At 51.3% G+C, this 12,140-nt stretch carries 9 protein-coding genes; 7 read left to right on the top strand and 2 right to left on the bottom strand.

Features of this window, described 5'->3' with window-relative positions; genetic code table 11:
* Nucleotides 1-85 precede the first annotated feature (85 nt).
* The gene (gene nfeR / locus FQ015_RS09560) at nucleotides 86-709 is read left to right on the top strand and encodes a DNA-binding transcriptional regulator NfeR (protein WP_000018005.1); all 624 of its coding nucleotides are present in this window, start codon (nucleotides 86-88) and stop codon (nucleotides 707-709) included.
* Nucleotides 710-815: 106 nt separating this feature from the next.
* Here the strand turns inward: nfeR and aer are convergent, their stop codons facing one another.
* Nucleotides 816-2,336 (bottom strand): aerotaxis sensor receptor Aer, encoded by a 1,521-nt coding sequence (gene aer, locus FQ015_RS09555; RefSeq protein WP_160523990.1) that lies wholly within the window; start codon nucleotides 2,334-2,336, stop codon nucleotides 816-818.
* A 417-nt stretch (nucleotides 2,337-2,753) separates the two neighbouring features.
* On the opposite strand from aer, the gene ygjG reads away from it, so the two are divergent.
* Nucleotides 2,754-4,133, top strand: coding sequence for a putrescine aminotransferase (ygjG, locus tag FQ015_RS09550; RefSeq protein ID WP_039021416.1), 1,380 nt, complete (start codon nucleotides 2,754-2,756; stop codon nucleotides 4,131-4,133).
* 41 nt (nucleotides 4,134-4,174) lie between these two features.
* Here the strand turns inward: ygjG and FQ015_RS09545 are convergent, their stop codons facing one another.
* A complete protein-coding gene (locus FQ015_RS09545; protein ID WP_000450588.1) occupies nucleotides 4,175-4,507 on the bottom strand; it encodes a tRNA-binding protein in 333 nt (110 codons plus the stop codon).
* A gap of 218 nt (nucleotides 4,508-4,725) precedes the next feature.
* On the opposite strand from FQ015_RS09545, the gene ebgR reads away from it, so the two are divergent.
* From ebgR to ygjJ, 5 genes are all read left to right on the top strand, one after another.
* Nucleotides 4,726-5,709, top strand: a complete 984-nt coding sequence (ebgR, locus tag FQ015_RS09540; RefSeq protein ID WP_160523989.1) for a transcriptional regulator EbgR — start codon at nucleotides 4,726-4,728, stop codon at nucleotides 5,707-5,709.
* A gap of 183 nt (nucleotides 5,710-5,892) precedes the next feature.
* Nucleotides 5,893-8,985, top strand: coding sequence for a beta-galactosidase subunit alpha (gene ebgA / locus FQ015_RS09535; protein WP_160523988.1), 3,093 nt, complete (start codon nucleotides 5,893-5,895; stop codon nucleotides 8,983-8,985).
* On the top strand, nucleotides 8,982-9,431 hold the full coding sequence (locus tag FQ015_RS09530; RefSeq protein ID WP_001219950.1) for a beta-galactosidase subunit beta: 450 nt from the start codon (nucleotides 8,982-8,984) through the stop codon (nucleotides 9,429-9,431). The genes ebgA and FQ015_RS09530 overlap by 4 nt, the downstream gene beginning before the upstream one ends.
* A 62-nt stretch (nucleotides 9,432-9,493) precedes the next feature.
* Nucleotides 9,494-10,927: an amino acid permease gene (locus tag FQ015_RS09525; RefSeq protein WP_001285446.1), complete on the top strand. Its 1,434-nt coding sequence runs from the start codon at nucleotides 9,494-9,496 to the stop codon at nucleotides 10,925-10,927.
* Between the two features lie 133 nt (nucleotides 10,928-11,060).
* Nucleotides 11,061-12,131: a protein YgjJ gene (gene ygjJ / locus FQ015_RS09520; RefSeq protein ID WP_160523987.1), complete on the top strand. Its 1,071-nt coding sequence runs from the start codon at nucleotides 11,061-11,063 to the stop codon at nucleotides 12,129-12,131.
* Nucleotides 12,132-12,140: the final 9 nt, after the last annotated feature.

The following is a 12,140-nucleotide window of genomic DNA, read 5'->3' as shown; positions in this document are numbered from 1 at the left end:
ACGTTTAAAAATCATTTTTACACTTGCACTAATGCTTACATCAGATATAAATTAGATATATCTAATTAAGCAAAAGGAGGCTGATATGAGCCATCATCACGAAGGGTGTTGTAAACATGAAGGCCAGCCACGTCATGAAGGCTGCTGCAAAGGTGAGAAATCAGAACACGAACACTGTGGACACGGTCACCAGCATGAACACGGTCAATGCTGTGGTGGTCGCCACGGTCGCGGCGGCGGTCGTCGGCAACGTTTCTTTGGTCACGGTGAATTGCGTCTGGTGATTCTGGATATTCTCTCGCGCGATGACAGCCACGGTTACGAATTGATTAAAGCGATTGAAAATCTGACCCAGGGAAATTACACCCCAAGCCCGGGCGTCATCTACCCAACGCTGGATTTTCTGCAGGAGCAGTCGCTAATTACCATCCGCGAAGAGGAAGGTGGTAAGAAGCAGATTGCGCTGACCGAACAAGGCGCGCAGTGGCTGGAAGAAAACCGCGAACAGGTGGAGATGATTGAAGAACGCATCAAAGCGCGTTGCGTTGGTGCTGCACTCCGTCAGAACCCGCAAATGAAGCGGGCACTGGATAATTTTAAAGCGGTGCTGGATTTACGCGTCAACCAGAGCGATATCACTGATGCACAAATAAAAAAGATCATTGCGGTGATCGACCGCGCCGCTTTTGATATTACCCAACTGGATTAATCACCGATTGCCGGATGCGGCGTACCCTACACACCCCGTAGGCCTGATAAGATGCGCCAGCATCGCATCAGGCATTGTGTACAAACGGCTATATCCGGCATACCGATTAATGCAGCACCGTCACCGCGTCTTCCAGTCGGCTGGCGCGGTGTTTCACCATCGCCGACACCTGCGCACTCTCTTCCACTAACTCGGCGTTTTTCTGGGTGATCAGGTTAAGCTCATCCACTGCACGGGTCAGGCTGGAAAGCCCATCGGACTGTTCCAACGTTGAATGGCTAATCTGAGCTATCAACTGGGTGACGTTTTTTACCTGCGCCACAATATCTTCCATCGTCCGTCCGGCGGCGTGTACCTGCTGCGAACCGGATTGCACCTTATCAGCACTGGCATCAATCAGCTTGCGAATATCGTTGGCGGCATTAGCACTGCGGCTGGCTAAATGACGCACTTCCCCTGCCACCACTGCAAAACCTTTGCCTTGTTCTCCGGCACGCGCCGCTTCCACCGCCGCATTCAGGGCGAGAATATTGGTCTGAAACGCAATATCGTTAATCAGCGAAGTAATGGTGCCAATGCGCTGGGTACTGTCAGCAATATCGTCCATCGTTTTGATCACCGTGGACATCGCCTCCCCGCCCTGCACGGCCGCATTACTGGCGGTGATCGAAAGTTTATCGGCAGCCGACGCCGTGGCAGAGTTCTGTTTCACCGACGCCGCCATCTGGTTCATGGTCGCCACCGTTTGCTGAACATTATCAACCGTCTGCTGGGTATGTTCGTTCAGTTCATCGGTGCCTTTCGCTAGCGTCTCACTGCCGTTTCTGACGCTGGAAACCTGGCTTGAGACATCGTTAATTAGCCAACGGCACATCAGGCCAAGCTGCCCTACCGCGCGTAATGTCAGCCCCAGCTCATCGCTGCGATTCAGATGCTCAACACTATTACGCTCTCCGGTCGCCACCTTCAGTGCCTGACGGGCGACATTTTCTATCGGACGCACAATCTGCCATTCAAAACAGGCGCTTGCCAACAATACCACTAACGCACAGAGGATATACGTCACCACCGGGGCAGCAACAAACCAAAGCATGACCGCCAGCAAGATAAACATCAGCGTCATCACTCCACGCGCCCGCCAGCGAAGCGGCAGTGAAGGCAGTTTTCCCAGCCAGCCTTTACGCACCACCAGGCCTTTATGAATACGCTTACTGGTACGTCCGGCGTTCAACGCTTTGTACAGTGGCTCCACCGCCGCAATCTCTTCATCCGTCGCCCGGGTACGAATCGACATATAGCCACTGATTTTTCCCTCGCGCACCATCGGTACCGCATTGGCCCGCACCCAATAATGGTCGCCATTTTTGCGGCGATTTTTCACGATGCCGCTCCAGGGCTCCCCTTTTTTCAGGGTGAACCACATATCCGCAAACGCCGCTTTTGGCATATCGGGATGACGCACCATATTGTGCGGCTGCCCCTGTAACTCCTGCAAGGTATAGCCGCTCACCTGCACAAAAGTGTCATTAGCATGAGTGATATAGCTTTGCAGATCGGTAGTGGACATCAGAGTGGTATCGTCCGCCAGCGGGGTATTTTGCTGGGTGACATACGGATGAGAAGACATGTTCGCGTCCTGTGCAGGTTATATGGTTGTTAACTTCTTGTCAGAGTTTATGTCGGCCCCGCTGCGGTTATCTTTAACCGATTAATTTGATTTAGATCGCAATTTGCGATTAAAGCACAAATCTAATTCCTTGATTTAAAATACTTTCACTCTGTTACTATACGAAAACGTTAATTATCTTGCCCAAAAATCAGGCATTTATTGCCCTAAAAGCGTGCATTTGCGCAGCGATCACCACATCCATACCCAATATAGACCGTGCAAAATAAGAGCAAATGTTAACAAATAGCATTAAATATTGCGTAAATGATAACCACATTTGTGTTTATCCCGATTTTCGCGATCGCAGCCGGAGTGGCGCAATCCCTGCAATACTTAAATCGGTATCATGTGATACGCGAGCCTCCGGAGCATATTTTGAACAGGTTACCTTCGAGCGCATCGGCTTTAGCGTGCAGCGCCCACGCCCTGAATCTCATTGAGAAGCGAACGCTGGATCATGAGGAGATGAAAGCACTTAACCGAGAGGTCATTGAATACTTCAAAGAGCATGTCAATCCGGGGTTTTTAGAGTATCGCAAATCTGTTACCGCCGGCGGGGATTACGGAGCCGTAGAGTGGCAAGCGGGAGGTTTAAATACGCTTGTCGACACCCAGGGACAGGAGTTTATCGACTGCCTTGGAGGTTTTGGAATTTTCAACGTGGGGCACCGTAATCCAGTTGTGGTTTCCGCCGTACAGAATCAACTTGCGAAACAACCGTTACATAGCCAGGAGCTGCTCGATCCGTTACGAGCGATGCTGGCGAAAACCCTTGCTGCGCTAACGCCCGGTAAGCTGAAATACAGCTTCTTCTGTAATAGCGGCACCGAGTCCGTTGAAGCGGCGCTGAAACTGGCGAAGGCTTATCAGTCACCGCGTGGCAAGTTTACTTTTATTGCCACCAGCGGCGCGTTCCACGGTAAATCGCTTGGCGCGCTGTCGGCCACGGCGAAATCGACCTTCCGCAAACCGTTTATGCCACTGCTGCCAGGGTTCCGTCACGTACCGTTTGGCAATATCGAAGCCATGCGCACGACCCTTAGCGAGTGTAAAAAAACCGGTGATGATGTTGCTGCAGTGATCCTTGAGCCGATTCAGGGCGAAGGTGGCGTAATTCTGCCGCCGCCGGGCTATCTCACCACCGTGCGTAAGCTGTGCGATGAGTTCGGCGCACTGATGATCCTCGATGAAGTACAAACGGGCATGGGGCGCACGGGCAAGATGTTCGCCTGCGAGCATGAGAACGTTCAGCCGGACATTCTGTGTCTGGCAAAAGCCCTCGGCGGCGGCGTGATGCCGATTGGCGCAACCATCGCCACTGAAGAGGTGTTCTCAGTTCTGTTCGACAACCCGTTCCTGCATACCACCACCTTTGGCGGCAACCCGCTGGCCTGTGCGGCGGCGCTGGCGACCATCAATGTGTTGCTGGAGCAGAACTTACCGGCTCAGGCTGAGCAAAAAGGCGATATGTTGCTGGACGGTTTCCGTCAACTGGCGCGGGAATATCCCGATCTGGTACAGGAAGCGCGTGGTAAAGGGATGTTGATGGCGATTGAGTTTGTTGATAACGAAATCGGCTATAACTTTGCCAGCGAGATGTTCCGCCAGCGCGTACTGGTGGCCGGAACGCTCAATAACGCCAAAACGATCCGCATTGAACCGCCACTGACACTGACCATTGAACAGTGCGAACTGGTGATCAAAGCGGCGCGTAAGGCGCTGGCGGCCATGCGAGTCAGTGTCGAAGAAGCGTAATATCAAATCGGATGGCGATACGACGTCGCCATCCGATTGTTTTATACGATACGTACGCCCGCAGGCATCATCCGCTCCGGCGTTAACAGCACGCTTTCACTGCCATCATCGGTTTCCGCACACAACAGCATGCATTCCGATGTTTCACCACGCATTTTTGCTTTTTGCAGATTGCATAAGACCACCACCGTTTTCCCCATCAGCTCTTCTTCGCTGTAGTACGGCACCAGGCTGGTCACTGTTTGCAGCGTTTTTTCACCCACATCAACCTGTACGATGTACAGCTTGTCGGCGTTTTCATGGCGTTTCACTTCCACAATCTTTCCGACGCGCATTTCCAGACGTGCAAAATCAGCGTAAGCCACGGTTTCCATTGTTTCCTCCCTTCGAGTAAAATTTTACTAAACTATAGCAAAAGTTTTTCTCAATCCTGTAGGCTAAAAATGGAGAATGCAGGCGTGATCACATTCGTGAGCCGCTGTGTTACCGTTACAGCGTCAAAGAAACGCGCTTTATTTACTGAAAACAGGTGACCCGATAAGCACTTCCTCTACAATGGGGGCGCACATCAGGGAAAGTAAAAAAGGTAAACATGGCAACACTAAAAGACATCGCAATCGAAGCTGGCGTATCCCTGGCGACAGTATCCAGGGTCTTGAATGACGATCCGACATTGAATGTGAAAGAAGAGACGAAACATCGCATTCTCGAGATCGCCGAAAAGCTGGAGTACAAGACCAGTAGCGCCCGTAAACTACAGACAGGCGCAGTCAACCAGCACCATATTTTGGCTATCTACAGCTACCAACAAGAGCTGGAAATCAACGATCCTTACTATCTGGCGATCCGCCACGGCATTGAAACCCAGTGCGAAAAACTGGCGATCGAACTGACCAACTGTTATGAACACAACGGTTTGCCAGACATTAAAAACGTCACCGGTATTTTGATTGTCGGCAAACCCACGCCAGCCTTGCGCGCCGCCGCCTGCGCACTGACTGACAATATCTGTTTTATCGACTTTCACGAACCCAGCAGCGGTTACGATGCAGTGGATATCGATCTGGCTCGCATCAGTAAAGAAATCATCGACTTCTATATCGATCAGGGTGTTAATCGTATTGGTTTTATTGGCGGCGAAGATGAGCCTGGTAAGGCAGATATTCGTGAGGTCGCCTTTGTGGAATATGGTCGACTGAAACAAGTGGTACGCGAAGAGGATATCTGGCGCGGCGGTTTTTCCAGTTCGTCGGGCTACGAACTGGCGAAACAGATGCTGGCTCGGGAAGACTACCCGAAGGCGCTTTTTGTTGCTTCCGATTCTATTGCTATTGGCGTACTGCGGGCAATTCATGAACGTGGTCTGAACATCCCGCAGGATATTTCACTTATCAGCGTTAACGACATCCCCACCGCACGATTTACCTTTCCGCCGCTCTCCACCGTGCGCATCCATTCCGAGATGATGGGAAGCCAGGGCGTTAATCTGGTGTATGAAAAAGCTCGCGATGGTCGCGCGCTGCCGCTGCTAGTCTTCGTTCCCAGCAAATTAAAACTCCGCGGCACGACCCGTTAAATCCCCTCACACACTGTCTGGCAATCGTTTTTGCCGGACAGTGCTGCCGTTTATTTTCGTGATCCAGTTAAAGTAAATGCATTTACTCGCTATATTTTAGTAAAAATTTTACTAAACTCCCCAGCAATTACACAAACTACCATCACCATGAATGGTTCCGATTTCTCTCTACCGGGAGGCCCTATGAATCGCTGGGAAAACATTCAGCTCACCCACGAAAACCGACTTGCGCCGCGTGCGTACTTTTTTTCATATGATTCTGTTGCGCAAGCGCGTACCTTTGCCCGCGAAACCAGCAGCCTGTTTCTGCCCTTAAGTGGTCAGTGGAATTTCCACTTTTTTGACCATCCGCTGCAAGTGCCAGAAGCCTTCACCTCTGAGTTAATGGCTGACTGGGGGCATATTACCGTCCCCGCCATGTGGCAAATGGAAGGCCACGGCAAACTGCAATATACCGACGAAGGTTTTCCGTTCCCCATTGATGTGCCGTTTGTCCCCAGCGATAACCCAACCGGTGCCTATCAACGCATTTTCACCCTCAGCGACGGATGGCAGGGCAAACAGACGCTGATTAAATTTGACGGCGTCGAAACCTATTTTGAAGTCTACGTTAACGGTCAGTATGTTGGTTTCAGCAAAGGCAGCCGCCTGACCGCAGAGTTTGACATCAGCGCAATGGTAAAAACCGGCGACAACCTGTTGTGTGTGCGCGTGATGCAGTGGGCGGACTCCACCTACGTGGAGGACCAGGATATGTGGTGGTCGGCAGGGATTTTCCGCGATGTTTATCTGGTCGGAAAACAACTCACGCATATTAACGATTTCACCGTGCGCACTGACTTTGACGAAGCCTATTGCGATGCCACGCTTTCCTGTGAAGTAGTGCTGGAAAATCTCGCCGCCTCCCCTGTCCTAACGACGCTGGAATATACCCTGTTTGATGGCGAACGCGTGGTACACAGCAGCGCCATCGATCATTTGGCAATTGAAAAACTGACCAGCGCCAGCTTTGCTTTTACTGTCGAACAGCCGCAGCAATGGTCAGCAGAATCCCCTTATCTTTACCATCTGGTCATGACGCTGAAAGACGCCGACGGCAACGTTCTGGAAGTGGTGCCACAACGCGTTGGCTTCCGTGATATCAAAGTGCGCGACGGTCTGTTCTGGATCAATAACCGTTATGTGATGCTGCACGGCGTCAACCGTCACGACAACGATCATCGCAAAGGCCGCGCCGTTGGAATGGATCGCGTCGAGAAAGATCTCCAGTTGATGAAACAGCACAACATCAACTCTGTGCGTACCGCTCACTACCCCAACGATCCGCGTTTTTACGAACTGTGTGATATCTACGGCCTGTTTGTGATGGCGGAAACCGATGTCGAATCGCACGGCTTTGCTAACGTCGGCGATATCAGCCGTATTACCGACGATCCGCAGTGGGAAAAAGTCTACGTCGAGCGCATCGTTCGCCATATTCATGCACAGAAAAACCATCCGTCGATCATCATCTGGTCGCTGGGCAACGAATCCGGCTATGGCTGTAACATCCGCGCGATGTACCACGCAGCGAAAGCGCTGGATAACACGCGACTGGTGCACTACGAAGAAGATCGCGATGCTGAAGTGGTCGATATTATTTCCACCATGTACACCCGCGTGCCGCTGATGAATGAGTTTGGTGAATATCCGCATCCGAAGCCGCGCATCATCTGTGAATACGCCCATGCGATGGGGAACGGTCCGGGCGGGCTGACGGAGTACCAAAACGTATTCTATAAGCACGATTGCATTCAGGGACATTATGTTTGGGAATGGTGCGACCACGGGATCCAGGCGCAGGATGACAACGGCAATGTCTGGTATAAATTCGGCGGTGACTACGGCGACTATCCCAACAACTATAACTTCTGTCTTGATGGTTTGATCTATTCCGATCAGACGCCGGGGCCGGGACTGAAAGAGTACAAACAGGTTATCGCGCCGGTAAAAATCCACGCGCTGGATCTGACTCGCGGCGAGCTGAAAGTAGAAAATAAACTGTGGTTTACCACGCTTGATGACTACACTCTGCACGCAGAAGTGCGCGCCGAAGGTGAAACACTCGCGACGCAGCAGATTAAACTGCGCGACGTTGCACCGAACAGCGAAGCGCCCTTGCACATTACGCTGCCGCAACTGGACGCCCGTGAAGCGTTCCTCAACATTACAGTGACCAAGGATTCCCGCACCCGCTACAGCGACGCCGGGCACCCTATCGCCACTTATCAGTTCCCGCTGAAGGAAAACACCGCGCAGCCAGTGCCTTTCGCACCAAATAATGCGCGTCCGCTGACGCTGGAAGACGATCGTTTGAGCTGCACCGTTCGCGGCTACAACTTCGCGATCACCTTCTCAAAAATGAGTGGCAAACCGACATCCTGGCAGGTGAATGGCGAGTCGCTGCTGACCCGCGAGCCAAAGATCAACTTCTTCAAGCCAATGATCGACAACCACAAGCAGGAGTACGAAGGACTGTGGCAACCGAACCATTTGCAGATTATGCAGGAACATCTGCGCGACTTTGCCGTTGAGCAAAGTGATGATGAAGTGTTGATTATCAGCCGCACGGTTATTGCCCCACCGGTGTTTGACTTCGGGATGCGCTGTACCTACATCTGGCGCATCGCTGCCGATGGTCAGGTTAATGTGGCGCTTTCCGGCGAACGATACGGCGACTATCCGCACATCATTCCGTGCATCGGTTTCACCATGGGGATTAACGGCGAATACGACCAGGTAGCATATTACGGACGTGGACCGGGCGAAAACTACGCCGACAGCCAGCAGGCTAACATCATTGATATCTGGCGCAGTACCGTCGATGCCATGTTCGAGAACTATCCCTTCCCGCAGAACAACGGCAACCGTCAGCATGTCCGCTGGACGGCACTCACTAATCGCCACGGCAACGGTCTGCTGGTGGTTCCGCAGCGCCCCATTAACTTCAGCGCCTGGCACTACACCCAGGAAAACATCCACGCTGCCCAGCACTGTAACGAACTGCAGCGCAGTGATGACATCACCCTGAATCTTGACCACCAACTGCTTGGCCTCGGCTCTAACTCCTGGGGCAGCGAAGTGCTGGACACCTGGCGCGTCAGGTTCCGTGACTTCAGCTACGGCTTTACGTTGCTGCCAGTTTCTGGCGGGGAAGCTACCGCGCAAAGCCTGGCGTCGTATGAGTTCGGCGCAGGGTTCTTTTCCACGAATTTGCACAGCGAGAATAAGCAATGAGGATCATCGATAACTTAGAACAGTTCCGCCAGATTTACGCCTCTGGCAAAAAGTGGCAACGCTGCGTTGAAGCGATTGAAAATATCGACAACATTCAGCCTGGCGTCGCCCACTCCATCGGTGACTCATTGACTTACCGCGTGGAGACAGACTCCGCGACCGATGCACTATTTACCGGGCATCGACGCTATTTTGAAGTACATTACTACCTGCAAGGACAACAAAAAATTGAATATGCGCCGAAAGAGACATTACAGGTAGTGGAATATTATCGTGATGAAACTGACCGTGAATATCTAAAAGGCTGCGGAGAAGCCGTTGAGGTCCACGAAGGGCAAATCGTTATTTGTGATATCCATGAAGCGTATCGATTTATCTGTAATAACGCGGTCAAAAAAGTGGTTCTCAAAGTCACCATCGAAGATGGTTATTTCCATAACAAATAACAATTACGGCGGCATAAGGAGTTTGCCGCCACCGCTACCCTACTCATTTTCGGAGATGTGTTATGTCTGATACCAAACGTAATACAATCGGCAAATTCGGCTTGCTCTCGCTGACTTTTGCCGCCGTTTACAGCTTTAACAACGTTATCAATAATAATATTGAGCTTGGACTGGCCTCAGCACCAATGTTTTTCCTCGCGACGATTTTTTATTTTATTCCCTTCTGTCTGATCATCGCAGAATTTGTTTCGTTAAATAAAAACTCGGAAGCCGGTGTCTACGCGTGGGTAAAAAGTTCGCTGGGCGGACGTTGGGCATTTATTACTGCCTATACCTACTGGTTCGTAAACCTGTTCTTTTTCACCTCATTATTACCGCGCGTTATTGCTTACGCCTCGTATGCTTTCCTCGGCTACGAATATATTATGACGCCGGTTGCCACCACCATTATCAGTATGGTGCTGTTCGCCTTCTCCACCTGGGTTTCCACCAACGGGGCGAAAATGCTGGGGCCAATCACCTCCGTCACTTCAACGCTGATGCTGCTGTTAACGCTCTCCTACATTTTACTGGCAGGCACGGCGCTGGTTGGCGGCGTACAGCCTGCCGATCCGATCACCGTTGACGCGATGATCCCTAACTTTAACTGGGCGTTCCTCGGCGTTACTACCTGGATCTTTATGGCCGCAGGTGGCGCGGAATCTGTCGCGGTCTACGTTAACGACGTCAAAGGCGGTTCAAAATCGTTTGTTAAAGTGATCATTCTCGCCGGGATTTTTATCGGTGTACTGTATTCCGTCTCCTCGGTGCTGATTAACGTCTTCGTCAGCAGCAAAGAGTTGAAGTTTACCGGCGGATCGGTGCAGGTATTCCATGGCATGGCGGCGTATTTTGGTCTGCCGGAAGCGTTGATGAATCGCTTTGTTGGCCTGGTGTCCTTTACCGCGATGTTCGGCTCCCTGCTGATGTGGACCGCTACGCCGGTAAAAATTTTCTTCTCCGAAATCCCGGAAGGCATCTTTGGTAAGAAAACCGTCGAACTGAACGAAAACGGCGTTCCGGCGCGCGCGGCATGGATCCAGTTCCTGATTGTCATCCCGCTGATGATTATCCCGATGCTCGGTTCCAATACCGTGCAAGATCTGATGAATACCATTATTAATATGACCGCCGCAGCATCCATGCTTCCACCGTTATTCATCATGTTGGCTTACCTGAATTTACGCGCCAAATTAGATCACCTGCCACGCGATTTCCGTATGGGCTCCCGCCGCACAGGTATTATCGTTGTTTCAATGCTGATTGCGATATTTGCCGTAGGGTTTGTCGCTTCGACATTCCCGACTGGCGCGAATATTCTGACCATCATTTTTTATAACGTCGGCGGTATTGTTATCTTCCTCGGCTTTGCGTGGTGGAAATACAGTAAATATATAAAGGGATTAACGGCTGAAGAGCGCCATATTGAAGCGACGCCAGCCAGCAATGTTGATTAAGCAGAATAATAAAAAATGAGCAGGCATTTTCCCTCTTCCTGGATAGGGAGAGGGAAAATAGTTTCTGCCTTTATATTTTTATAATTACAACGATAAAAGGCTGTACTTTTTCTTTAGCTCATGGATTAACACAATGAAATTAATCACTGCACCATGCAGAGCATTACTTGCTCTGCCGTTTTGCTACGCCTTTTCTGCGGCTGCTGAAGAAGCACGTCCAGCAGAACATGGCGACACAAAAACACCCGCAATGACCTCGACATCTTCTCCTTCATTTCGTTTTTACGGCGAATTAGGGGTTGGTGGATATATGGATTTAGAGGGTGAGAATAAACATAAATACAGCGACGGCACCTATATTGAAGGTGGCCTGGAGATGAAGTACGGCTCCTGGTTCGGCCTGATTTACGGCGAAGGCTGGACCGTGCAGGCCGACCACGACGGTAATGCCTGGGTGCCTGACCATAGCTGGGGTGGTTTCGAAGGTGGGATTAACCGTTTCTATGGCGGTTATCGTACCAATGATGGCACCGAAATCATGCTCAGTCTGCGTCAGGATTCCTCGCTGGATGACCTGCAATGGTGGGGCGATTTCACGCCCGATCTGGGCTACGTCATTCCCAATACCCGCGACATTATGACTGCGCTGAAGGTACAGAACTTAAGCGGCAACTTTCGTTATAGCGTCACCGCCACACCTGCCGGTCATCATGACGAAAGCAAAGCCTGGCTACATTTTGGCAAGTACGATCGCTACGACGACAAATACACCTATCCGGCAATGATGAACGGTTACATCCAGTATGACCTTGCCGAAGGCATCACCTGGATGAACGGTCTGGAAATCACCGACGGCACAGGACAACTCTATCTGACGGGCCTGCTTACCCCTAACTTTGTCGCTCGCGCCTGGCACCATACCGGACGCGCCGACGGGCTGGACGTACCGGGAAGTGAAAGCGGGATGATGGTGAGTGCTATGTATGAAGCGTTAAAGGGCGTTTATCTCTCCACCGCTTACACCTACGCCAAACATCGCCCTGACCACGCTGACGATGAAACCACCTCTTTCATGCAGTTTGGTATCTGGTACGAATACGGCGGCGGACGTTTCGCAACGGCTTTTGATAGCCGCTTCAACATGAAAAATGCCTCTCACGATCCCAGCGACCAACTCTTCCTGATGCAATATTTCTACTGGTAAAAGGACAAT

It is taken from the genome of Escherichia sp. HH26CH (genome assembly GCF_009820205.1).
Lineage (GTDB): Bacteria > Pseudomonadota > Gammaproteobacteria > Enterobacterales > Enterobacteriaceae > Escherichia > Escherichia coli_F.
Note: the sequence above shows the minus strand (reverse complement) of the source record. Positions and strands in the feature narration are given on the sequence as shown.